21 protein-coding genes and 3 tRNA genes are annotated in these 21,104 nt (G+C 62.7%); 17 read left to right on the forward strand and 7 right to left on the reverse strand.

Going from position 1 to position 21,104, the window contains the following annotated elements; genetic code table 11:
* The first annotated feature begins 220 nt into the window (after positions 1-220).
* Positions 221-520 (forward strand): hypothetical protein, encoded by a 300-nt coding sequence (locus ACT4OC_RS06205; RefSeq protein ID WP_444838088.1) that lies wholly within the window; start codon positions 221-223, stop codon positions 518-520.
* A gap of 27 nt (positions 521-547) precedes the next feature.
* Here the strand turns inward: ACT4OC_RS06205 and ACT4OC_RS06210 are convergent, their stop codons facing one another.
* Positions 548-1,630, reverse strand: coding sequence for an enolase C-terminal domain-like protein (locus ACT4OC_RS06210; RefSeq protein WP_444838089.1), 1,083 nt, complete (start codon positions 1,628-1,630; stop codon positions 548-550).
* Positions 1,631-1,642: 12 nt separating this feature from the next.
* A complete protein-coding gene (locus ACT4OC_RS06215) occupies positions 1,643-2,950 on the reverse strand; it encodes a multicopper oxidase family protein (protein WP_444838090.1) in 1,308 nt (435 codons plus the stop codon).
* 155 nt (positions 2,951-3,105) lie between these two features.
* Here ACT4OC_RS06215 and ACT4OC_RS06220 point away from each other — a divergent pair.
* From ACT4OC_RS06220 to ACT4OC_RS06245, 6 genes are all read left to right on the forward strand, one after another.
* A tRNA-Leu gene (locus tag ACT4OC_RS06220) sits at positions 3,106-3,190 on the forward strand.
* Positions 3,191-3,350: 160 nt separating this feature from the next.
* Positions 3,351-4,712 carry a trigger factor gene (gene tig / locus ACT4OC_RS06225; protein WP_444838091.1) on the forward strand — a complete coding sequence of 454 codons (1,362 nt, stop codon included), beginning with the start codon at positions 3,351-3,353 and terminating at the stop codon, positions 4,710-4,712.
* A gap of 185 nt (positions 4,713-4,897) precedes the next feature.
* Positions 4,898-5,533 (forward strand): ATP-dependent Clp protease proteolytic subunit, encoded by a 636-nt coding sequence (locus tag ACT4OC_RS06230; protein ID WP_291610870.1) that lies wholly within the window; start codon positions 4,898-4,900, stop codon positions 5,531-5,533.
* A 413-nt stretch (positions 5,534-5,946) separates the two neighbouring features.
* Complete coding sequence (gene clpX, locus ACT4OC_RS06235) at positions 5,947-7,221, forward strand: ATP-dependent Clp protease ATP-binding subunit ClpX (protein ID WP_346359326.1); 1,275 nt, start codon at positions 5,947-5,949, stop codon at positions 7,219-7,221.
* A gap of 309 nt (positions 7,222-7,530) precedes the next feature.
* Positions 7,531-9,957: an endopeptidase La gene (lon, locus tag ACT4OC_RS06240; protein WP_444838092.1), complete on the forward strand. Its 2,427-nt coding sequence runs from the start codon at positions 7,531-7,533 to the stop codon at positions 9,955-9,957.
* A 117-nt stretch (positions 9,958-10,074) separates the two neighbouring features.
* Positions 10,075-11,052 (forward strand): DUF3800 domain-containing protein, encoded by a 978-nt coding sequence (locus ACT4OC_RS06245; RefSeq protein WP_444838093.1) that lies wholly within the window; start codon positions 10,075-10,077, stop codon positions 11,050-11,052.
* Between the two features lie 124 nt (positions 11,053-11,176).
* Here ACT4OC_RS06245 and ACT4OC_RS06250 read toward each other — a convergent pair whose 3' ends face one another.
* On the reverse strand, positions 11,177-11,485 hold the full coding sequence (locus ACT4OC_RS06250; protein WP_444838094.1) for a Fis family transcriptional regulator: 309 nt from the start codon (positions 11,483-11,485) through the stop codon (positions 11,177-11,179).
* Between the two features lie 347 nt (positions 11,486-11,832).
* Between ACT4OC_RS06250 and ACT4OC_RS06255 the strand changes: the two genes are divergently transcribed.
* The 4 genes from ACT4OC_RS06255 to ACT4OC_RS06270 all read left to right on the forward strand — a co-directional run bounded on the left by ACT4OC_RS06255 (position 11,833) and on the right by ACT4OC_RS06270 (position 14,461).
* Positions 11,833-11,909: transfer RNA gene (locus tag ACT4OC_RS06255), tRNA-Val, on the forward strand.
* A 145-nt stretch (positions 11,910-12,054) separates the two neighbouring features.
* Complete coding sequence (locus tag ACT4OC_RS06260; RefSeq protein ID WP_444838095.1) at positions 12,055-12,342, forward strand: hypothetical protein; 288 nt, start codon at positions 12,055-12,057, stop codon at positions 12,340-12,342.
* A 119-nt stretch (positions 12,343-12,461) separates the two neighbouring features.
* Positions 12,462-13,574 carry an FRG domain-containing protein gene (locus ACT4OC_RS06265; RefSeq protein ID WP_444838096.1) on the forward strand — a complete coding sequence of 371 codons (1,113 nt, stop codon included), beginning with the start codon at positions 12,462-12,464 and terminating at the stop codon, positions 13,572-13,574.
* A gap of 26 nt (positions 13,575-13,600) precedes the next feature.
* On the forward strand, positions 13,601-14,461 hold the full coding sequence (locus ACT4OC_RS06270) for a class I SAM-dependent methyltransferase (RefSeq protein ID WP_444838097.1): 861 nt from the start codon (positions 13,601-13,603) through the stop codon (positions 14,459-14,461).
* Positions 14,462-14,515: 54 nt separating this feature from the next.
* Here ACT4OC_RS06270 and pepT read toward each other — a convergent pair whose 3' ends face one another.
* Both pepT and ACT4OC_RS06280 read right to left on the reverse strand, forming a co-directional pair.
* Positions 14,516-15,763 (reverse strand): peptidase T, encoded by a 1,248-nt coding sequence (gene pepT, locus ACT4OC_RS06275; protein ID WP_444838098.1) that lies wholly within the window; start codon positions 15,761-15,763, stop codon positions 14,516-14,518.
* 110 nt (positions 15,764-15,873) lie between these two features.
* On the reverse strand, positions 15,874-16,173 hold the full coding sequence (locus ACT4OC_RS06280; RefSeq protein WP_444838099.1) for an HU family DNA-binding protein: 300 nt from the start codon (positions 16,171-16,173) through the stop codon (positions 15,874-15,876).
* A gap of 225 nt (positions 16,174-16,398) precedes the next feature.
* On the opposite strand from ACT4OC_RS06280, the gene ACT4OC_RS06285 reads away from it, so the two are divergent.
* Positions 16,399-16,475: transfer RNA gene (locus tag ACT4OC_RS06285), tRNA-Asp, on the forward strand.
* 96 nt (positions 16,476-16,571) lie between these two features.
* On the opposite strand, the gene ACT4OC_RS06290 is transcribed toward ACT4OC_RS06285, so the two are convergent.
* Both ACT4OC_RS06290 and ACT4OC_RS06295 read right to left on the reverse strand, forming a co-directional pair.
* A complete protein-coding gene (locus ACT4OC_RS06290; RefSeq protein ID WP_444838100.1) occupies positions 16,572-16,766 on the reverse strand; it encodes a hypothetical protein in 195 nt (64 codons plus the stop codon).
* Positions 16,767-16,938: 172 nt separating this feature from the next.
* Positions 16,939-17,100, reverse strand: a complete 162-nt coding sequence (locus ACT4OC_RS06295; protein WP_444838101.1) for a hypothetical protein — start codon at positions 17,098-17,100, stop codon at positions 16,939-16,941.
* A 280-nt stretch (positions 17,101-17,380) separates the two neighbouring features.
* Here ACT4OC_RS06295 and ACT4OC_RS06300 point away from each other — a divergent pair, with 280 nt between their 5' ends.
* From ACT4OC_RS06300 to ACT4OC_RS06320, 5 genes are read left to right on the forward strand one after another with little or no spacing between them, the layout of a single operon-like run.
* Entirely contained in the window at positions 17,381-17,746 is a 366-nt protein-coding gene (locus tag ACT4OC_RS06300) for an NADH-quinone oxidoreductase subunit A (protein WP_444838102.1), read from the forward strand.
* Positions 17,737-18,330, forward strand: coding sequence for a NuoB/complex I 20 kDa subunit family protein (locus tag ACT4OC_RS06305; RefSeq protein WP_444838103.1), 594 nt, complete (start codon positions 17,737-17,739; stop codon positions 18,328-18,330). The genes ACT4OC_RS06300 and ACT4OC_RS06305 overlap by 10 nt, the downstream gene beginning before the upstream one ends.
* A gap of 11 nt (positions 18,331-18,341) precedes the next feature.
* A complete protein-coding gene (locus tag ACT4OC_RS06310) occupies positions 18,342-18,953 on the forward strand; it encodes an NADH-quinone oxidoreductase subunit C (protein ID WP_444838104.1) in 612 nt (203 codons plus the stop codon).
* A gap of 2 nt (positions 18,954-18,955) precedes the next feature.
* Entirely contained in the window at positions 18,956-20,152 is a 1,197-nt protein-coding gene (locus ACT4OC_RS06315) for an NADH-quinone oxidoreductase subunit D (RefSeq protein WP_444838105.1), read from the forward strand.
* Positions 20,152-21,099: an FkbM family methyltransferase gene (locus ACT4OC_RS06320; RefSeq protein ID WP_444838106.1), complete on the forward strand. Its 948-nt coding sequence runs from the start codon at positions 20,152-20,154 to the stop codon at positions 21,097-21,099. Before ACT4OC_RS06315 ends, ACT4OC_RS06320 begins: the two co-directional genes overlap by 1 nt.
* Positions 21,100-21,104 lie beyond the last annotated feature (5 nt).

The raw sequence follows: 21,104 nt of genomic DNA on the forward strand, positions 1-21,104 counted from the left end.
ATTTCGTAGCAACTAGCTCCACCCATTCCACGCGACTAGGGTGCTTCGGTATGCGCGAACGTCCGTCATCTCGCCTGCTGGTCATTGACCACAGCGGTCGCGTGCTCCTGTTCAGGTTCGAGCACAAGAAGGGTCCGCTCGCAGGGCAAACCTTCTGGGCGACGCCAGGCGGCGCACTCGACCCGGCGAAAGTTATGCGCAGGCCGCTTGCCGGGAACTCATGGAAGAAACTGGCTTTTCAACTGACGATCCGGGCGCGGTCGTACATCGCCGTGTCGTGACGTTCCAGATGCCTGACGGCGAAATGGTGAGGGCCGAGGAGTGTTTCTTCCTCATCCGGATGGGCTCCGGACGAGAGCTGTCAACCGAACGATGGACCAACCTCGAGCATGAGGTAATGGAGGCCCATCGCTGGTGGTCGGCTGATGAGTTGCATTGTACCGCCGAACAGGTTTGGCCCGAAGATCTGAATGAGGTTCTTGTTCGCATCGGTGTCTGGGCCGCCGGTGCTGAGGCCTGATCAGGACTGCGCGTTAACGAGCACGTCCTAGACGAGATGCTTTTTGACCGCGGCCTCGTCCCACTCCATCCCGAGACCCGGCCCGCGCGCGGTGAGCGTGCCGTCGACGATCTCGGCGGGCCTCGCCAGGATCGATCCGGCAAAATCCAGAAACTCCAGCCAGTGCGCCGTTGGCGTCACCGCCAGCACATGCGCGCTGGCTTCGGCAAAGAGATGGCTCGACTGCGGGATGGACGCGGCTTCGGCCTGTCCGGCGATGCGCATCCACCCGGTGATGCCGCCGCATTTCATCAGATCCGGCATGATGAAATCGCTCGCGCCGGCTGCGATCGCCTCGGCAAAGCCGCGCGGGAACCACCAGTTCTCGCCGGCCTGGATCGGCGTCGGCGAGGTCGCGCGCACCTTGGCATGGCCGAGCAGGTTTTCCTGCGGCACCGGCTCCTCGATCCAGTGCAGGTCGTACGGCGCGAGCCGCTCGATGCGGCGCGTGGCTTCGGCCGGATCGAGCGACTGGTTGAAGTCGATCATCAGCGCGATGTCGGGGCCGAGCAGGGTGCGCACGCCGCTGACCACGCGCTCGTCGTTCTCGGCATCGCCGTCGCCGCCCTTGATCTTGATGCCGACAAATCCCTGGTCGAGCGAGCGCCGCAGCTCCTTCTCGTCCTTGATGGGATCGACGGCGCCGTAGCTGTCATAGGCTTTGATCGGTTTCGGCGAGCCGCCGAGCAGTTCGGCCACTGACTTATTGGCGCATTGGCCGAGCGCATCCCAATAGGCCATGTCGAGGCCGCCGACGGCCATGCCGACCAGGCCCTGCCAGCCGAGCAGGCGAAATTTGGCGTCCATCGCCGCCATCAACTCGAACGGCACGATCGGCTTGCCGACGAGCTCGCGGCCGAGGTCCTCGATCAGCTGCACCAGCGGTTTTAGCGTGAGATTGCTGTAGGCAAAGATGTAGGCGCGGCCGGTGACGCCCTGATCGGTCTCGACGTCGATCAGCACCAGCGGGCCTGAGGTGAACACGCCGAACGCATTCTTCACCGGGCGCTTGAGCGGTACGACGACGGCCCGTGCCTTCACGCCGCGGATTGCTGGTGTGGTCTTGCTCATGCGTCTGTCTCCCTAGTCGACCGCATACCATCGCACGAAGCGCGGCGCGGCCCAATCGGTGGCGACGGATTCGATCAGCCAATGCCCGGCATGCTCGGCCGCAAAGGCGATGCGCTGGGTCTGGCCGGGCTCGATCGCCAGTGTGTCGAGCCAGAACGGCTTCCAGCCGTCGTCGAGGCGGTCGAGCAGGCGGAAATGGTGGCCGTGCAGACGAAAGACGGTTGCGACCTCGGCACGGTTGGTCAGTGCCAGCACGACGACGCGCCCGGCCTTGGCGCGAAAGGCCGGTTGCGGCGAAGCGGCAAGGCTTGCAAATACGGTCCACTCAGGCCCGTTCAACGCGAGATCGGCGCGGAGCGCATTCTTCAGATCGAGCCGCGCCGGCAGCCCGTTGGACGGCAAAGGCGGCGGCGGCGGCGGCAGTGGCGCCGCCCGCGCGGGCGCCTCGCGCGACACGATGATGAAGCCAACGGTCCGGGCTTCCTTGCCATTGTGCAGGAGTATTTTGAGGTTGCTGCCTGGAGGTGCCGTCACGTCGACGAAGGCATCGACCCGGCTGCCCGGCGCCAGCACCAGCGCGCCGTTGCGGGCCGGGAATGGCTCCGCCGGCTGGCTGTCGATCGCCATGACGGTGACCTCGACGGACTCCAGTTTCAGCGCGATCACGGTGCGCCGGCTGCCGTTGATGAAGCGAAGTCTCAGGCGCTCGTTGGATCGGGCTGAGACGTCCAGTGAGGGTTTGCCGTTAAGCGTGTAGGAAATCGAGGCTTCGGTTGCGTCCGTGCCGGGCACCGCCGCCGTCCCGTCCGCCCGCAAGCGCCATTCCTCGACCAGGAGTACCTCGTCGCGATCGACGCTGACGGGCTCGCTCTCGGTGACCACCACGGGCAGGCCCCGGGCCGGAAGCGCGTTCTGGCTGGCCAGCACGCTCATGTCGCACAGGAAGGTTCCGGCATGGCGCAATGGAATCCGGACGTTTTCCCACCCTGCGGCTGCCAGCAGCCGGCGGCCGATGAGCAGCTCGATGGCAGGAACCCCGTCGAACCCGCGCCAATCGAGGCCCACTGGGACCGTCAGGTCATTGGCGAACTCGACCTGCAGGTTGTCGCCGCGGCGGAAGCGCATCTCTGGAGCCGCGAGCGTCCAGACCGGCGTTTCCGGGCTTCCGGAACGCAGGCTGAGGGCACCGCGGCGAGCCTGGATCGCGATCGGCTTGAGCCCCTGCGCGGCGCTGCCGTCCGCCAGCAGCACGCCGAGCGAGGCTGCCGCAATTCCCGCCATCAGGTCGCGCCGGTCGATCCGCAAAAACGCTCTTGCCATGAGGCCGATCCGGACCATTTTTGAGGTCAGATGTCCAGTTGCGGCGGTTTGGCCCAATGCGGCCGGGCCGGGCCATTTTTTTGCTGCGAAGGCGCGGCCTCGTGATATAAGCCGCCGCCCGCGGCATCGCGGCCGGAACCAATGATGCTATTCAAGCGGGCGTGGCGGAACTGGTAGACGCGCTGGATTTAGGTTCCAGTGACGAAAGTTGTGGGGGTTCGAGTCCCTCCGCCCGCACCAAGCGCTTTCAGGCGTTTGCCCGACGATTTCCGGAGGACCTTTTCCCCGTACGGGGATGTTGGTTCGCCAAGACCACTGGCGCCAGGCCATCCGGCCGGCGCCGAACATTTTGACAATCTCCGGCTCGATGAGCGCCGGACGAACGCGGAAGAAGACGACGATGCAGGTCACCGAAACCCTTTCCGAGGGACTGAAGCACGAATTCAAGGTCAGCGTTCCCGCGACCGATCTCGACGCCAAGGCCGACGCGCGCCTCGTCGATCTCAAGGACAAGGTCCGCCTCAACGGCTTCCGTCCCGGCAAGGTGCCGGTGACGCATCTGAAGAAGATCTACGGCCGCTCCGTCATGGCCGAGACCATCGACGAGACCATCCGCGACGCCAACACCAAGATCTTCACCGAGCGCGGCTTTCGCCTCGCGTCCGAGCCCAAGGTGACGATGCCGACCGAGGCGAAGGAAGTCGAAGAGCTGCTCTCGGGCAAGACCGATCTCACCTACACGGTGGCGATCGAGGTGGTGCCGCCGATCGCGCTTGCCGACTTCAAGAGCTTCAATGTCGAGAAGCCCGTCGTCGAGGTCACCGACGGCGACGTCGACGATGCGGTCAAGCGCATCGCCGACCAGAGCCGTCCCTATGCGGCGAAGGCCGAGGGCGCCAAGGCCGAGACCGGCGACCGCGTCACCATCAATTTCAAGGGCACCATCGATGGCGTCGCGTTCGACGGCGGCACCGGCGAGGGCATCCAGCTAGTGATCGGTTCCGGTCAGTTCATCCCCGGCTTCGAGGACCAGATGATCGGCATCGGCGCCGGCGAGACCCGCACCGTGAAGGTGTCGTTCCCGAAGAACTATGCGAGCGAGAAGCTCGCCGGCCAGCCGGCGGAGTTCGAGACAACGGCGACCGCGATCGAAGCCCCCGGCGAGACCGTGATCGACGACGAGTTCGCCAAGTCGCTCGGCCTCGAATCGCTCGACAAGCTGAAGGAAGCCGCGCGCGAGCGCCTGAAGGCCGAGTTCGCCGGCGCGATCCGCCAGCGCGTCAAGCGCGCGCTGCTCGACGCCCTCGACGAGAGCCACAAGTTCGAGGCGCCGCCCTCGCTGGTCTCAGAAGAGTTCAATCTGATGTGGAACTCGATCAAGGCCGAGATGGAATCGGGCGGCAAGAGCTTTGCCGACGAGAACACCACCGAGGAAGCGGCCAAGGAAGAGTACCAGAAGATCGCCGACCGCCGCGTTCGCCTCGGGCTCGTGCTCTCGGAGATCGGCGAGAAGAACAAGATCACCGTCACCGACGAGGAGGTCAGCCGCGCCGTGATCGAGCGCGCCCGCTCGATGCCGGGCCGCGAGAAGGAAGTCTGGGACTATTATCGCAACAACGCCAATGCGCTCGCCCAGCTTCGTGCACCGATCTATGAGGACAAGGTGGTCGACTTCCTGCTCGAGCTCGCCAACGTGACCGAGAAGAAGGTCACGCGCGAGGACCTGTTCAAGGAAGAGGAAGACGAGAAGACTGCCGCCTGATGGCGACAGTTACCGTTAAGGATGAGCGGCGAAACCGGCCCTGCGAGGGCATAGCTCGCTAGGCCGGCGGTCCCGAATCGGCTTGAACTGGCGTGCCTGCGGCGTCGATGACCCGGGCTTGCCGGCCGGGAATTCGACCCATATCTGTGCGTACAGTCCTTACCCAGCATCACTCAAGGTGACCCATGCGCGATCCCGTTGAAACCTACATGAACCTCGTGCCGATGGTCGTCGAGCAGACCAATCGCGGCGAACGCGCCTACGACATTTTCTCGCGCCTGCTCAAGGAGCGCATCATCTTCGTGACCGGTCCGGTCGAGGACGGCATGTCGACGCTGGTCGTGGCGCAGCTCCTGTTCCTGGAGGCCGACAATCCCAAGAAGGAAATCTCGATGTACATCAATTCGCCGGGCGGCGTGGTGACGTCGGGCCTTGCGATCTACGACACCATGCAGTTCATCCGACCGCCGGTGTCGACGCTGTGCACGGGGCAGGCGGCCTCGATGGGCTCGCTGCTGCTCGCCGCCGGCGAAAAGGACATGCGCTTCTCGCTGCCGAATTCGCGCATCATGGTGCACCAGCCCTCCGGCGGCTTCCAGGGCCAGGCCACCGACATCATGCTGCATGCGCAGGAGATCCTCAATCTCAAGAAGCGCCTCAACGAGATCTACGTGAAGCACACCGGCCAGACCTACAAGGCGATCGAGGACGCGCTGGAGCGCGACAAGTTCCTCACCGCCGACGATGCCAAGGCGTTCGGCCTCGTCGACAAGGTGATCGACAAGCGGCCGGAAGATCCTGCCTCGGCGAAGGCCGCCTGAGCCAACTCGCTGCGCCAGCTCTCGGCGGACCCGGCAGGTCTGGCGGGCACAGAATCCCGGCGCCCGCATTGAGGCAGAAAGTTCCGCTTTCGTGCTCTTTTGGTGCGTGGCAATAGCGCAACGCTGGCGCTATTTCGCGCGTATCATACCGTACGAACGCGGGAAATCACGGTATTGTCACGGTCTGGCGGACGACGCCCGATTAGCGAATTCTTGATAGTCGGGTGTCAGCATGGTTGGCTGTGTGGGATCAGTTATGATCCACGGGGGATTCGAAGAAACCGTGATTCGCATGGTGTGTGAAGCGTGAGACCCTTTTTTGGTACGGAATTTGCTCTATCTAAACCCTAACAACCGGTTAGTGCCGGAATGGGTCGATCGAGCAAGGGTTCGAACGGCGGACGGAGACAAGAATGAGTAAGGTCGGTACGAGCGACTCGAAGAACACGTTGTACTGCTCGTTCTGCGGCAAGAGCCAACACGAAGTCCGCAAACTGATTGCAGGCCCCACGGTCTTCATCTGCGACGAATGCGTCGAGCTCTGCATGGACATCATTCGCGAGGAAAACAAATCCTCGCTGGTCAAGTCGCGCGATGGCATTCCGACTCCGAAGGAAATCTGCAAGGTGCTGGACGACTACGTGATCGGCCAGAGCCACGCCAAGAAGGTGCTCTCGGTCGCCGTCCACAACCACTACAAGCGGCTCAACCATCAGACCAAGCACAACGACGTCGAGCTGGCGAAGTCCAACATCCTGCTGATCGGTCCGACCGGCTCGGGCAAGACGCTGCTGGCGCAGACGCTGGCGCGCATCCTCGACGTGCCCTTCACCATGGCGGACGCGACGACGCTGACCGAAGCCGGCTATGTCGGCGAGGACGTCGAGAACATCATCCTGAAGCTGTTGCAGGCCGCCGACTACAATGTCGAGCGCGCCCAGCGCGGCATCGTCTATATCGACGAAATCGACAAGATCAGCCGCAAGTCCGACAACCCCTCGATCACCCGCGACGTGTCGGGCGAGGGCGTGCAGCAGGCGCTGCTGAAGATCATGGAAGGCACGGTGGCTTCGGTCCCGCCGCAGGGCGGCCGCAAGCATCCGCAGCAGGAATTCTTGCAGGTGGACACCACCAACATCCTGTTCATCTGCGGCGGCGCGTTCTCGGGCCTCGAGAAGATCATCTCCGCGCGCGGCCGTTCGACCTCGATCGGCTTTGCCGCCCAGGTGCTGGCACCGGAAGACCGCCGCACCGGCGAGATCTTCCGCCATGTCGAGCCGGAAGACCTGCTCAAATACGGCCTGATCCCGGAGTTCGTCGGCCGTCTACCTGTCGTCGCCACGCTGGAAGACCTCGACGAGGCTTCGCTGAAGAAGATCCTCACCGATCCCAAGAACGCGCTGGTCAAGCAATACCAGCGGCTGTTCGAGATGGAGAATATCGACCTGACCTTCGCCGACGAGGCGCTTGGCGCGGTCGCCCGCAAGGCGATCGAGCGCAAGACCGGCGCGCGGGGCCTGCGTTCGATCCTGGAGAGCATCCTGCTCGAGACCATGTTCGATCTCCCGGGCCTGGAAGGCGTCGAGGAAGTCGTGATCTCGCGCGAAGTGGTCGAAGGAACGGCGCGTCCGCTCTACATCTATGCGGACCGCTCCGACCGCGCGGTGGAAAGCTCGGCGAGCGCCTGACCGGGTGCCGCCGGAAGGTCTGTTTCGTTCCCTGGAAGCGGTGCTGCGGGCGCGTCCCGCAGCCGGTAACAGCGTAAGCGTTGCTGCGCGTGAGGCCCGATTTGCGGGCTTTTTTCAGTGACTTGACACCCCCGTACCCGATAGCCACCTAATGTTATCGATGGCGGGGCTCATTCTTGAGATTCGTCATTAAAAACGACCCGAACATGAGGTTCTGTAGGGGCCAAATGAACGGAAATCCGGCACCTTGTGGCAGTTGCGCTCAATGCGGACTGCGTGCGAGGGGGCACAACAAAAGGAAGCTAGGCCATGACGACCTCAAAACCCCGGCCAACCATCGTCCACGGCGAGACGCACGCCTATCCCGTGCTGCCGCTGCGCGACATCGTCGTTTTCCCGCACAACATCGTGCCGCTGTTCGTCGGCCGCGAGAAATCGATCCGCGCCCTCGAAGAGGTGATGAAGAACGACGCGCTGGTCATGCTCGCGACGCAGAAGAACGCGTCCGATGACGATCCGGCGCCCGATGCGATTTACGAGACGGGAACGCTGGCCAGCGTGCTGCAGCTGCTAAAACTTCCCGACGGCACCGTTAAGGTGCTGGTCGAGGGTCTCGCGCGTGCCCGCGTGGAGAAATACACGGAGCGGACGGAGTATTACGAGGCGACCGCGGTCGCGCTCGCCGACACCGACGCCGAGTCCGTCGAGGCGGAAGCGCTGGCGCGTTCGGTCGTGTCAGATTTCGAAAGCTATGTGAAGCTCAACAAGAAGATCTCCGCCGAAGTCGTCGGCGTGGTGCAGTCGATCACCGATTTCGGCAAGCTCGGCGACACCGTCGCCTCGCACCTTGCGGTGAAGATCGCCGATCGCCAGGGCATCCTGGAGACGCTGTCGGTCACCCAGCGCCTGGAGAAGGTGCTCGGGCTGATGGAGAGCGAGATTTCGGTGTTGCAGGTCGAGAAGCGCATCCGCTCGCGCGTCAAGCGCCAGATGGAGAAGACCCAGCGCGAGTATTACCTCAACGAGCAGATGAAGGCGATCCAGAAGGAGCTCGGCGACGACGAGGGCCGGGACGAGCTCGCCGATCTCGAGGACAAGATCAACAAGACCAAGCTGTCGAAGGAAGCGCGCGAGAAGGCGCAGCATGAGCTGAAGAAGCTGCGCCAGATGTCGCCGATGTCCGCGGAAGCGACCGTCGTGCGCAACTATCTCGACTGGCTGCTGTCGATCCCGTGGAACAAGAAGTCCAAGGTCAAGAAGGACCTCGAGGCCGCGCAGACAGTGCTCGACAACGATCACTATGGCCTGGAGAAGGTCAAGGACCGCATCATCGAGTATCTCGCGGTGCAGTCGCGCGCCAACAAGCTGACCGGGCCGATCCTGTGCCTGGTCGGGCCTCCCGGCGTCGGCAAGACCTCGCTCGGCAAGTCGATCGCGAAGGCGACGGGGCGCGAATTCGTGCGCGTCTCGCTCGGCGGCGTGCGGGACGAGGCCGAGATCCGCGGTCATCGCCGCACCTATATCGGCTCGATGCCCGGCAAGATCATCCAGTCGATGCGCAAGGCGAAAACCTCGAACCCGCTGTTCCTGCTGGACGAGATCGACAAGATGGGCGCCGATTTCCGCGGCGATCCGTCCTCGGCGCTGCTCGAGGTCCTCGACCCCGAGCAGAACTCGACCTTCAACGACCACTACCTCGAGGTCGACTACGATCTCTCCAACGTGATGTTCATCACGACCGCGAATACGCTGAATATTCCGGGCCCCCTGATGGACCGCATGGAGATCATCCGCATCGCCGGCTATACCGAGAACGAGAAGGTCGAGATCGCGCGCAAGCACCTGATCCCGAACGCCGTCTCCAAGCACGGCCTCGATTCCAAGGAATGGTCGATCGACGACGACGCGCTGCTCCTGATGATCCGCCGCTACACCCGCGAAGCGGGCGTGCGTAATCTGGAGCGCGAGCTCTCCACACTCGCCCGCAAGGCGGTGAAGGAGCTGATGCTCTCCAAGAAGAAGTCGGTGAAGGTGACCGAGAAGACTCTGGAAGGGTTCCTCGGCGTGCCGAAGTACCGCTACGGCGAGATCGAGAGCGAGGACCAGGTCGGCATCGTCACGGGCCTCGCCTGGACCGATGTCGGCGGCGAGCTGCTGACGATCGAAGGCGTCATGATGCCCGGCAAGGGCAAGATGACCGTCACCGGCAATCTGCGCGACGTCATGAAGGAATCGATCTCCGCGGCGGCGTCCTACGTCCGCTCCCGCGCGATCGTCTATGGCATCGAGCCGCCGATGTTCGACCGCCGCGACATCCACGTGCACGTGCCGGAAGGCGCTACCCCGAAGGACGGCCCGTCCGCGGGTGTCGCCATGGCCAGCGCGATCATCTCGGTCATGACCGGCATCCCGGTCCGCCACGATGTCGCGATGACCGGCGAGATCACGCTGCGCGGCCGGGTGCTGCCGATCGGCGGCCTCAAGGAGAAGCTGCTGGCGGCCGCCCGCGGCGGCATCAAGACGGTGCTGATCCCCGAGGACAACGCCAAGGATCTCACGGAGATTTCCGATGCGATCAAGGGCGGCCTCGACATCATCCCGGTTGCGCGCCTCGACGAGGTGGTTGCCAAGGCGCTGGTCCGCACGCCCACGCCGATCGTCTGGGAAGAAGACACCAAGGTGTCGGTCAAGCCGGACGGCGGCGACGAAGCGGCCGGCGGGCTGACGGCGCACTGAGCGGCAAAGCGACGCAATTGTGACGGAAGCGGCACCCCGAGGGGTGCCGTTTTTGTTAGGAGCAGGCTTGCGCGGCCAAGGCATGCGCCGTCAGATTGTGCGTTCAAGCAAGCGCGAATGACGCCATTCGTTGCGACTGAACCGATTCAGTCGCTAAGCAAGAGCAACTTTCCCGTGATCTATCGAGCTTCCCATTCGGGTGACGAGATCGGCGGCGTGTTGCAGAAATCAAGGGCTCTTGCGATAGCAGCGGCAGGGCAGCTTCGGGCTGGCTTCTGCGTGTTGTGGAAGTCCGTTTCCGCTTCAATGCGGGAATTCTCGGGTCGCCGATCCTGGGTTGCCGTAGTAAAATGCTGCATGCCATTTAGCGATTACATCGTTTATGTCGACGAGAGCGGCGACCATAGCCTGCGATCCATCGACCCCCATTTCCCGGTGTTCTCGCTGGCGTTCTGCATTTTCAAGAAATCCGATTTCGTCGACACGGTCGTGCCCAGTGTTCAGCGTCTGAAATTTGAGTTTTGGGGACACGACGCTGTCGTGCTGCGGGGGTACGAGATCAGAAAGCAACATGGCGATTTCGTCATCTTGCGCGAGGCTCGAGCGCGCACTGCATTCATCGATCAGGTGAACAAGGCAATTGAGGCGGCACCCTTTACGGTCATCGCGGCTGTCATCGATAAGATAGCTCACAAGAAGAAGTACACTGAGCCGCGAGATCCTTACGAGATCGCTCTCGTGTTTTGCATGGAACGGCTTTTCTACTTTCTGCGAGATCTCGGGCAGGGAGACAAGACCACTCATTTGCTGGTCGAGCGCCGGGGAGCCAAAGAGGACGCAAAGCTTGAGCTGGAGTTTCGGCGCATCTGCGACGGCAACAACCAGGCCGGCAAGATGCCGAACCTCGATATCCGCTTCATGGATAAGAAGCACAACTCGACCGGCCTACAATTCGCTGACTTGGTTGCGCAGCCGATTGCGCGACGCGTTATCGCGCCTGACCAGCCAAACCGGGCCTACGACATTATCGAACGGAAACTCAGGAGGGACGGCAAGGGCAATGCAACAGGCTACGGCCTGAAAATCTTCCCCTAAAAAGCGAAAGGCCCCGGTTGCCCAGAGCCACGACGCCGACCGAGAAAGCCCGATCCATTTGTAATTAACATGGGACTCAATGGCCGAATCGTCAAGCCCCCGCAGCAGCTGTGTTTGTCGTTGGCTAAACCAGCTCCAGCCGCAATGAGCGCCCCACCATCCGCGCAGCCCGCTGCAATGTCGCAAGGGTTACGTTGCCATCCTTCGGGTCTAGCAAGCGACCGATCTGGCTGCGGCTGGTTTTCATGCGCGTAGCCAAGCCGCTGCGGGTTATCTTGTTGGCCTTCATGGCTTCTGCGATCTGCCACGCCAGCACTTCCTTGATGGCTGCGGCCTGAAACTCTTCGAGCTTGCTGTCTTCGTTCAGAGAATCGTCGAGCGCGCTCAGCTTGGCCGGCGAGCGGGGCGATTTCCTTTTCTTGGCCTTGGCCATCGGAGCCTCTTTCAAGCTTCGAATTCTTTTTCGCTTGCGCGCCATGGTCAATTCTTCATCGGGCGTCTTCTGGGGCTTCTTGATGAAGCCGTGAGCGCCTGCCGTACATTATGTGGTAATTGTACCATATAATGTACACTCCGCTCATCTGCATGGGGGGAGCATAGGCCAATCGTGGCGCGATTGGGTGGCGGTGGTTCATCCAAGGCTCGGCGCAGGCGGAGTGACCGATGCCTGGGGCAAACCGACGCAAATATGACGTAAGCGGCGCCCTTCGGGCGCCGTTCCCGCTCTGGCGTTCTGGCGCGCTTGCGCTGGTCCGTATGGCGGCGCTAAACAGGAGGCGAGGGCGGCTAGCTCAGCTGGTTAGAGCATCTCGTTTACACCGAGAGGGTCTGCGGTTCGAATCCGTAGCCGCCCACCAGCCTTCGCCCTGCGGGCTTCGGCTCGGCGAGCCGGAGCGCGAAGGGCGAAGGCTGTCGCGCCGGAGTTGCGAAGCAACGAAGGCGGACTGTCGCCGGGAAGCGTTCAGGCTCCGCGAGCCGAAATGCCGAGCAATGGAGCTGTCAATGAGAGTCGTCGCCGCAGCAGTGATCGTCGCCTTCCTCGCCGGCCCGGCGTTCGGCCAGGCGCAGCAGCCGGTCCAGCGCTACGGCGAGCCGGACAAGGAGAAGACGGCCCAGGAGATCAGGGCCGAGAAGGAGGCCGAGGCGGCCTACAGGCGTTCGCTCGGCAACATCCCGGCGCAGAAGCAGGCCGATCCCTGGGGCAACGTGCGCAGCGATGCGAAGCCGGAAGCCAAGACTCCCGAAGCCAAGACTTCTCCGGCCAAGAAGACCAAGACCGGGGCGAACTGAGGGCGATTTCCGCTTCGCAGGGGATCAACAGCTCCGTCACATTCTGGAAATGGCCTTTCTGACGTCTTCCGACGGGCAATAGGCCATGTTCGCCACACTTGACTTTGGGAAAAATCCAGATGCGAGGGCAATGGATCGGTGCGTTCCGAGGTACCAGTGAAGGAGTGGCAATCATCGAACTGGATGACGTCGGGAATCACTGGGAAGGGTCTGCGTTCGCCTACTCGAGCACTCCGTCTCAGCCATCCCTATGGGCTCATGTTCGCGCGCCGAAGAATGTTTCCACTTTCGACCTAAATCTCCATGTGAAGCCCATCGAGGGCCCCAACGGCCAAATTGAAGAGTGGAACCAGGTCAAGGCAAAGTATCCGGGCGTTGAATTGAGCCCCGATCTAAATACCAAATGGGAATATTCCCATGGCAAGCTGAACCTTTCTTGGCAGACACCCATTGGGACGGCGGGCAGTGCCGAACTGGCCGCCAGCAGAGCCTCGGCGCCTTCTGAGCGAATCCCTGAGCCGAACATCGTTAGTTGGGCGGCGTTCAAAGAGCATACTATTTCATTGGAGCCGCGCAGATATGTCTTTCGCGGACATGAAAGCAACAAATGGCGCTTGAGAACCTATTTTCATCGCTGCGGTCGTTTCGATCTACTGAAATTTGTAAATGCCGATATTCCCCAGCTCCATACTCATTTAAGCAGCATCACTTCTCATCACTTCAAACTCGGCGATCCGCTTGAGAATGCTGCATTTCACAGCTTGGTCCAACACCACGGCTATCCGACCCCACTATTGGACTGGACGTTTTCTCCGTACATCGCGGCCTTCTTTGCATTCAGGAGATTATCCAAGGCAGCTCAAAGGTCTGATGCCTTTGCAAGGATCTACATGCATGATTTGCGCGAGTGGAACAGTGATCATCCGAAGGTGCAGTTGATCAGCCCAGCTCCACTTCACTTTACGTTCTTGAACCCGCTCGCGATCAACAACCCGCGGCTGATGCCTCAACAAGCTCTCTCATCTGTGACCAACTTGGATGACATAGAGGAATTCATTGGTTGGCAAGAGCGCCGAACCGCGAAGAAGTACCTTCGAGTGGTGGACCTCCCGACGAGTGAGAGAGGTCAGATTATGCAAGAACTCGCCATGATGGGTATCACTGCTGGAGCGCTTTTCCCAGGACTTGACGGGGCTTGCGAGCAAATGAGGGAGCAATACTTTGACTTATAGGCTGGAAAGCTTGATGCAGGATATTCATGTCTCTTCCTGAAGGCCACGATCGCAACGCCGACCAGATCGCATACTGGAACGGGGTCGCCGGCCGGCACTGGACCGACCGGCAGTCCGCGCAGGACGTCCTGCTGGCGCCGGTCACGGAAACGCTGATCGCGCGCGTGGCGGCACAGCCGGGCCAGCGCATCCTCGACATCGGCTGCGGCACCGGCGCGATCGCCATGGCGCTGGCCAGACAAGTCGCTCCGTCCGGCCATGTGCTCGGCATCGACATCTCCGTGCCGATGCTGGAGCGGGCGCGGCAGTTGACGGACAAGGGTTTGCCGGCCGACTACGTGCTGGCCGACGCCACCGTCTATCCCTTCGATCCCGCAAGTTTCGATGTGCTGGTGTCGCGTTTCGGCGTGATGTTCTTCGCCGATCCCGTGCTGTCGTTCCGCAACCTGCGCGCCGCGCTGCGGCCGAAGGGCAGGCTGGTCTTCGCCTGCTGGTGCGAGCCGCGCCAGAACGGCTGGATGATGGCGCCGCTGATGGCGGTCTACAAGCACGTGCCGAAGCTGCCGCAGCTCGGCCCGGAAGACCCCGGGCCGTTCGCGTTCGCCGACGAAGCGCGGGTGAGGCGCATCCTCGGCGAGGCCGGCTTCACCGACATTGCGATGGAAACCTGCCCGCTCACCTTCGACATTGCCGTGGGCAAGGGGCTGGAAGCGGCCGTGCAGGGCGCGCTCGAGATCGGGCCGGCCAGCCGCGCGCTGGAAGGCCATCCGCCCGAGGTGGTCGCAGCGGCGATCCAGTCGATCCGCGAGGCGCTGGCGCCGTTCGCCAAGGGGCAGTCGGTGCTGCTGCCGGGCGCGATCTGGCTGGTGACCGCGAGCGCTTCCTGAGCCCCATTTCTACTTTGCATGGGGTTGTTTTCGCGATTTTGGGTTTGGGGCCTGTCACGCCCGCTCTTCCCAGATCATCGCCAGGTGCACGATGGTCTCGGCGGCCTTCTCCATGTCCTGCCGGCTGACCCATTCCAGGCGCGAATGGAAGGCGTGCTCGCCGGCGAAGATGTTGGGGCAGGGCAGGCCCATGGCCGACAGCCGCGAGCCGTCGGTGCCGCCGCGGATCGAGGATTTCACCGGCTTTAGCCCTGCGCGGCGGATCGCCTCGACCGCGTAGTCGACGATCTCGGGGTGGCGGTCGATCACTTGCTTCATGTTGCGGTATTGCGGCTTGACCTCGATTTTGTAGGTCGAGCGCGGATAGTCCTTCATCACGTCCTGGACGATGGATTCCAGCAGCGCTTCCTTCTGCACCAAGCCCTGCCCGGTGAAGTCGCGGACGATGAGATCGATCCGCGCGCTCTCCAGCGCGCCCTCAATGCCGGTCGGATGCAGGAAACCCTCCCGGCCCTCGGTGGTCTCCGGCGAGCAGGTGTCCTTCGGCAGGCGGTCGACGATGGCCGCCGCGATCTTGATCGCATGCTCCATCCGGCCCTTGGCGAAGCCGGGATGGGCGCTGACGCCCTGAATGATGATGGCGGCGCCGTCGGCCGAGAAAGTCTCGTCCTCGATGGTGCCGGCGCTCTCGCCGTCCATGGTGTAGGCGTAGTCGGCGCCGAGCTTCTTCAGGTCGACCTTGTCGACGCCGCGGCCGATCTCTTCGTCCGGCGTGAACAGGATCTTGATGGTGCCGTGCTTGACTTGCGGATTGCGCACCAGGAATTCGGCCGCATCCATGATCTCGGCGATGCCCGCCTTGTTGTCGGCGCCGAGCAGGGTGGTGCCGTCTGATGTGACGATGTCGTTGCCGATCTGGTTGGCAAGCTCCGGATGCTCGGCGAGGCGGATAATTTGCGCGGGATCGGCCGGCAGCGCGATGTCGCCGCCGCGGTAGTTCCGCACGATCTGCGGCTTGACGCCGGCGCCGCTGCAGTCCGGTGACGTGTCCATGTGCGAGCAGAAGCAGATCACCGGCACCTTTTTGGAAGTCGTCGCCGGGATCGTCGCGTAGACATAGCCGTGCTCGTCGAGATGGGCGTCGGCAAGTCCAAGCGCGTTCAACTCGGCGGCAAGCAGGCGGCCGAGGTTCTTCTGCTTCTCGGTGGAAGGGCAAGTCGGAGAAGACGGGTCCGACTGGGTGTCGATCGCGACATAGCGCAGGAAGCGCTCGGTGACATTGTGCTTGAAGTCGAGGGCCATGAAATCCGCTTGCAGCATTGGAAGGTGAGGGCGGGCCTGTATAGCAAAAACGGCGCAACTCCGGCGCGCAACCCGAGCCGGGTGACACCGTCACTGCCCGGCGGCCCGCTTCAGATCGCTTCCGCCAGCTCCTTGGCGGGGCGGAAGGCGACCTTCTTGCTCGCCTTGATCGGGATCGGCTCGCCGGTGGCGGGGTTGCGGCCCATGCGTGCGGCGCGCCGGCGCACCCGGAGAATCCCGAGGCCCACGATGCGGATGCGCTCGCCCCTTTTCAGATGCTTCGTGATCCGCGCAACGAGATCGGTGAGGATGATCTCGGCCTGCTTCTTGGACATGTCCTGGTCATCGGCAATTTCCGCCGCCAGATGCTTCAGCGTCACGGTGGTGGGGCTAGCTGCTTTCTTCGCCATCTCGGCCTTCCCTTGGAACCTTGGTCAGGAAACCAGGACAACGGAGGCCTATTCGATTCGGGGGCCGACTGACCATGTCGTTTTCAAGGGAAGAGCCGGACCGGTCCGGCCGCGATTCGCGCGGGAAACGCCCATTCGGCGCCGGCATTTGCAACTTGCCTTGACTAACCGGGGGGACGCCTTTATGCCCTCGATCCTGCGCGGATCGGCTGAATTCGGCAATTCGCGGGAGTAGCTCAGTTGGTTAGAGCGCCGCCCTGTCACGGCGGAGGCCGCGGGTTCGAGTCCCGTCTCTCGCGCCATCTTTTCAATGGCTTAGTTCCCTCTCCAGATAACTCGCCGCAACAAAAAAGCCGCCCGAAGGCGGCCGCTTTTCGTGGCGCGAGAGCGCGCCCGGCTTACTGGACCTTGGACAGGTCCGAACTGGTGACCACCACCGGCTTGCCGGCCTTCACGACCTGGGCGGTCTGGGAATAATCGACGCTGGTACGGGCGGAAATACCGAGCGCAGCCACTGCAATGCCGGCCACGAGCGCGACAACCACGATCTTCAGGTGGGTCGCCTTATCAGCTGAATGAATGGAGTGGTTCATCTGAGCCTCCCGGCGGACTGTGCCGCCTCTATGGCTCGAATAGGTAATCCCGATCTGTTTCAGGATCGTTTCGCGGTTCCGGCAAAATGGTTTCATCGGGCCGGCTTTTCGGCCGATTTGCCGGGCTTTCGGGATGGTTGGGCCTTCCTGCGGCCGCTAAATACGGTTTCCGCTACGCCTTGCCGATGAAATTCCTCGCTTCGAACTCGACCGGCGGCGCGTTCGGATCGAACGACACGCCCATCACGATGCCGAGCTGACTATTCTGGGGATATCGGCAGTGTCCAAGGCGAGCCCAACCGGGCTTCAGGTAGCGCCGCATCAACGCGCCCATCGGCGTGCCATGGGCAACCGGAGGTCATCAGCTCGATCGGGTCGAGGGGCCGCTCGCGATCGAATTGTCACCGCGAATTCGGGCACCGATCGGACACCCGGGCGTTGGATTGGAGAGGCAATAAAGTGCCGGCGCGGGCAGTGGAGCCGACCCCTTGAAGGGCGGTGAATGCGCCGAAATTGCTCGCCTTGCGCGCCCTGTTGCGCTGCGCTAAGCCTCAAGAACAATTCCAATCAGCGAATCTGCGGCCTCGGCGCGGCCGCGGGAAAAGGCGTGGCCGATGACCGGCATCCTTCAGAATTACCTGCCTCTCGTGGTGTTCATCGGGGTCGCGAGCCTGATCGGCCTTGCGCTTCTCATCGCCCCGTTCCTGGTTGCTTACCAGCAGCCGGATGCGGAAAAACTCTCTGCCTATGAATGCGGATTCAACGCTTTTGACGACGCCCGCATGAAGTTCGATGTCCGCTTCTACCTGGTGGCTATCCTCTTCATCATCTTCGACCTCGAAGTGGCTTTCCTGTTCCCGTGGGCGGTGGCGTTCGGAAAGCTGGGCGCCACCGGCTTCTGGTCGATGTTCGTGTTCCTCGCCGTCCTGACGGTCGGTTTCGCGTATGAATGGAAGAAAGGCGCGCTCGAATGGGATTGAGCCAGACCGGCATCACTGCGGCCTCGCCGGCGATCGCGCCGGCGCCGAAGGGCATTCTCGATCCCGCCACCGGAAAGCCGGTCGGCGCGAGCGATCCGTTTTTCCTCGAGGTCAATCACGAGCTATCCGACAAGGGCTTTTTCGTCGCCGCCGCCGATGATCTCATCACCTGGGCGCGCACCGGATCGCTGATGTGGATGACCTTCGGGCTCGCCTGCTGCGCCGTCGAGATGATGCAGGTATCGATGCCGCGCTATGACGTCGAGCGCTTCGGCTTCGCCCCGCGCGCCTCGCCCCGGCAGTCCGACGTGATGATCGTCGCGGGCACGCTGACCAACAAGATGGCCCCTGCGCTACGCAAGGTCTACGACCAGATGCCGGAGCCGCGTTACGTCATCTCGATGGGCTCCTGCGCCAATGGCGGCGGCTATTATCACTACTCCTACTCGGTGGTGCGCGGCTGCGACCGCATCGTGCCTATCGATGTCTACGTGCCTGGCTGCCCGCCGACGGCGGAAGCGCTGCTGTACGGCGTGCTGCTTCTGCAGAAGAAGATCCGGCGCATCGGCACCATCGAACGTTAAGGTTTTGGGTCATGGACGACGGCAAGCTCGACACACTTGGGCAGACGATTGTTAGCGCGCTCGGCGCCGCCGCCGCCGGCCATTCGGTGGCGTTTGGCCAGCTCACCATCGACGTGAAGGCCGAGAAGATCGTCGATGTCGTGAAATTCCTCCGCGACGATCAATCCTGCCGCTTCGTAAACATCACCGACGTCACCGCGGTCGACTATCCCGGCCGCGAGAAGCGCTTCGACGTCGTCTATCACCTGCTGTCGCCGACGCTGAACACCCGCATCCGCGTCCGCGCCGAGGCCGACGAGACCACGCAGGTGCCGTCGATCATCGACGTCTTTCCCGGCGCCGACTGGTTCGAGCGGGAGACCTACGACCTCTACGGCGTGATCTTCACCGGCCATCCCGACATGCGCCGCATCCTCACCGACTACGGCTTCGACGGCCATCCGCTGCGCAAGGACTTTCCGCTCACCGGCTTCGTCGAGGTGCGCTACGACGACCAGGAGAAGCGGGTGCTGTACGAGCCGGTGCGGCTCAACCAGGAATTCCGCAAGTTCGATTTCCTCTCGCCCTGGGAAGGCGCCGACTATCCGCTGCCGGGCGACGAGAAGGCGGAGCCGAAGGCCTGACCATGAATGAACAGCCTCAGAACCTGCGTAACTTCACGATCAACTTTGGCCCGCAGCATCCCGCCGCGCACGGTGTGCTTCGCCTCGTGCTCGAATTGGACGGCGAAGTCGTCGCACGCGTCGATCCCCACATCGGGCTCCTGCATCGTGGCACCGAGAAGCTGATCGAGCAGAAGACCTACCTGCAGGCGATTCCGTATTTCGATCGGCTCGACTACGTCGCGCCGATGAACCAGGAGCACGCTTTCTGCCTGGCGGCGGAAAAGCTGCTCGGCATCGAGGTGCCTCGGCGTGGTCAGCTCATCCGCGTGCTCTATAGCGAGATCGGCCGCATCCTGTCGCATCTGCTAAACGTCACCACGCAGGCAATGGACGTCGGCGCGCTGACCCCGCCGCTGTGGGGTTTCGAAGAGCGCGAGAAGCTGATGGTGTTTTACGAGCGCGCCTCCGGCTCGCGCATGCATGCGGCATACTTCCGCGTCGGCGGCGTGCATCAGGACTTGCCGCCGAAACTGATCGACGACATCGAGGCGTGGTGCGATCCGTTCCTACAGGTCGTCGCCGACCTCGAGACGCTGCTCACGGGTAACCGCATCTTCAAGCAGCGCAACGTCGACATCGGCGTCGTCACGCTGAAGGAAGCCTGGGAGTGGGGCTTCTCGGGCGTGATGGTGCGCGGCTCGGGCGCGGCATGGGACCTGCGCAAGGCGCAGCCCTACGAATGCTATGACGAGATGGATTTCGACATCCCGATCGGCAAGAACGGCGACTGCTACGACCGGTACTGCCTCCGCATGGAGGAGATGCGCCAGTCCGTGCGCATCATGAAGCAGTGCATCGGCAAGCTCCGCGAGCCCGAAGGGCAGGGGCCGGTGGTCGTCGAGGACAACAAGATCGCGCCGCCCCGCCGCGGCGAGATGAAGCGATCGATGGAAGCGCTGATCCATCACTTCAAGCTCTACACAGAGGGCGTTCACGTGCCGGCCGGCGAGGTCTACGCCGCGGTGGAAGCGCCGAAGGGCGAGTTTGGCGTCTATCTGGTCTCCGACGGCACCAACAAGCCCTACAAGTGCAAGATCCGCGCGCCGGGCTTCGCCCACCTGCAGGCGATGGACCATATCTGCAGGGGCCATCTGCTCGCCGACGTCTCCGCCATCCTCGGCTCGCTCGACATCGTGTTCGGAGAGGTCGATCGGTGATGGCGACGCCGCCCATCCAGTTTGACCGGGCTTCGGGCGTGCTGGAAGGCGCGAACGCGTGGGAGCGGCTTGCCGCCGTCGCGCTGACGCTGGGATCGAAGATTTCGTCGAACTTTTCGCATCGCGGCTACAACCGCTGCGCCAATCTGCTGCGCAAGGCGCTTCCCCAGCGCGACATCGAGATCAAGCTGAACGAGGATGCGACCTTCGCCTTTCCCTATGGCGACGGCTACTGGAGCAAGCTGCTCAACCGCACTTTCTCCTACGAAGACGAGCTCGATCTGCTGTTCCACGCCTCCGCCGATGTCGACTACACGTTGCTCGATTGCGGCGCCAATTACGGCTACTGGTCGGTGCTGGTCTCGAGCAAGCCCTATGGTGCACACAAGGCGATCGCGGTGGAGCCGTCGGGCGCGAATTTCCCGAAGCTCGCCAACAACGCCAGGCTCAACAACGACCGCTTTGAAGTGATGAAGTGCGCGATCGGCGCCGCACGCGGTACCGCGCGTCTGTCCGGCACCAAGCACGAGGCGTTCAGCATCGCCGGTAGCCAGGACGACGGCGAGGAAGTGCCGGTCATCGCGCTGGACAATCTGCTCGACGACGGCAGGATTTCCGCCGGCGGAAAATTCCTGGTCAAGCTCGACGTCGAGGGCGTCGAGATCGATGCGATCAAGGGCGGCGCGCGGCTCCTCAAGGAGGACAGCGTGATCCTGTGCGAGGAGCACGGCAACGACCCCAAACATACCGTTTCGCGGTTTATCCTGGAACAAACTCCGCTGCAGCTGATCGTCTATGATCCCCGCACCAATCGCATGGAAACCGTGACCGAGCTGTCGATTCTCGACCGCATCAAGGTTTCCTCCCATGTCGGCTACAACGTGTTCGGCACCGCAAGTGCGTTCTGGCAGGATCGCATCAGCGCGCTGAACGCACGTTTGCAATGAGAGAT

This window comes from Bradyrhizobium sp. (assembly GCF_052389815.1).
Classification (GTDB): domain Bacteria; phylum Pseudomonadota; class Alphaproteobacteria; order Rhizobiales; family Xanthobacteraceae; genus Bradyrhizobium.

What these genes read in the sequence shown, in the direction of transcription:
- ACT4OC_RS06315 (WP_444838105.1), top strand. Translation starts at nt 18,956, where the DNA reads ATGAATGAACAGCCTCAGAACCTGCGTAACTTCACGATCAACTTTGGC.
- pepT (WP_444838098.1), bottom strand. Translation starts at nt 15,763, where the DNA reads ATGGCCCTCGACTTCAAGCACAATGTCACCGAGCGCTTCCTGCGCTAT.
- ACT4OC_RS06210 (WP_444838089.1), bottom strand. Translation starts at nt 1,630, where the DNA reads ATGAGCAAGACCACACCAGCAATCCGCGGCGTGAAGGCACGGGCCGTC.
- ACT4OC_RS06310 (WP_444838104.1), top strand. Translation starts at nt 18,342, where the DNA reads ATGGACGACGGCAAGCTCGACACACTTGGGCAGACGATTGTTAGCGCG.
- lon (WP_444838092.1), top strand. Translation starts at nt 7,531, where the DNA reads ATGACGACCTCAAAACCCCGGCCAACCATCGTCCACGGCGAGACGCAC.
- ACT4OC_RS06250 (WP_444838094.1), bottom strand. Translation starts at nt 11,485, where the DNA reads ATGGCCAAGGCCAAGAAAAGGAAATCGCCCCGCTCGCCGGCCAAGCTG.
- ACT4OC_RS06270 (WP_444838097.1), top strand. Translation starts at nt 13,601, where the DNA reads ATGTCTCTTCCTGAAGGCCACGATCGCAACGCCGACCAGATCGCATAC.
- ACT4OC_RS06295 (WP_444838101.1), bottom strand. Translation starts at nt 17,100, where the DNA reads ATGGGCGCGTTGATGCGGCGCTACCTGAAGCCCGGTTGGGCTCGCCTT.
- ACT4OC_RS06265 (WP_444838096.1), top strand. Translation starts at nt 12,462, where the DNA reads ATGCGAGGGCAATGGATCGGTGCGTTCCGAGGTACCAGTGAAGGAGTG.
- ACT4OC_RS06230 (WP_291610870.1), top strand. Translation starts at nt 4,898, where the DNA reads ATGCGCGATCCCGTTGAAACCTACATGAACCTCGTGCCGATGGTCGTC.
- ACT4OC_RS06260 (WP_444838095.1), top strand. Translation starts at nt 12,055, where the DNA reads ATGAGAGTCGTCGCCGCAGCAGTGATCGTCGCCTTCCTCGCCGGCCCG.
- ACT4OC_RS06305 (WP_444838103.1), top strand. Translation starts at nt 17,737, where the DNA reads ATGGGATTGAGCCAGACCGGCATCACTGCGGCCTCGCCGGCGATCGCG.
- tig (WP_444838091.1), top strand. Translation starts at nt 3,351, where the DNA reads ATGCAGGTCACCGAAACCCTTTCCGAGGGACTGAAGCACGAATTCAAG.
- ACT4OC_RS06320 (WP_444838106.1), top strand. Translation starts at nt 20,152, where the DNA reads ATGGCGACGCCGCCCATCCAGTTTGACCGGGCTTCGGGCGTGCTGGAA.
- ACT4OC_RS06300 (WP_444838102.1), top strand. Translation starts at nt 17,381, where the DNA reads ATGACCGGCATCCTTCAGAATTACCTGCCTCTCGTGGTGTTCATCGGG.
- ACT4OC_RS06290 (WP_444838100.1), bottom strand. Translation starts at nt 16,766, where the DNA reads ATGAACCACTCCATTCATTCAGCTGATAAGGCGACCCACCTGAAGATC.
- ACT4OC_RS06215 (WP_444838090.1), bottom strand. Translation starts at nt 2,950, where the DNA reads ATGGCAAGAGCGTTTTTGCGGATCGACCGGCGCGACCTGATGGCGGGA.
- ACT4OC_RS06245 (WP_444838093.1), top strand. Translation starts at nt 10,075, where the DNA reads ATGACGCCATTCGTTGCGACTGAACCGATTCAGTCGCTAAGCAAGAGC.
- clpX (WP_346359326.1), top strand. Translation starts at nt 5,947, where the DNA reads ATGAGTAAGGTCGGTACGAGCGACTCGAAGAACACGTTGTACTGCTCG.
- ACT4OC_RS06205 (WP_444838088.1), top strand. Translation starts at nt 221, where the DNA reads ATGGAAGAAACTGGCTTTTCAACTGACGATCCGGGCGCGGTCGTACAT.
- ACT4OC_RS06280 (WP_444838099.1), bottom strand. Translation starts at nt 16,173, where the DNA reads ATGGCGAAGAAAGCAGCTAGCCCCACCACCGTGACGCTGAAGCATCTG.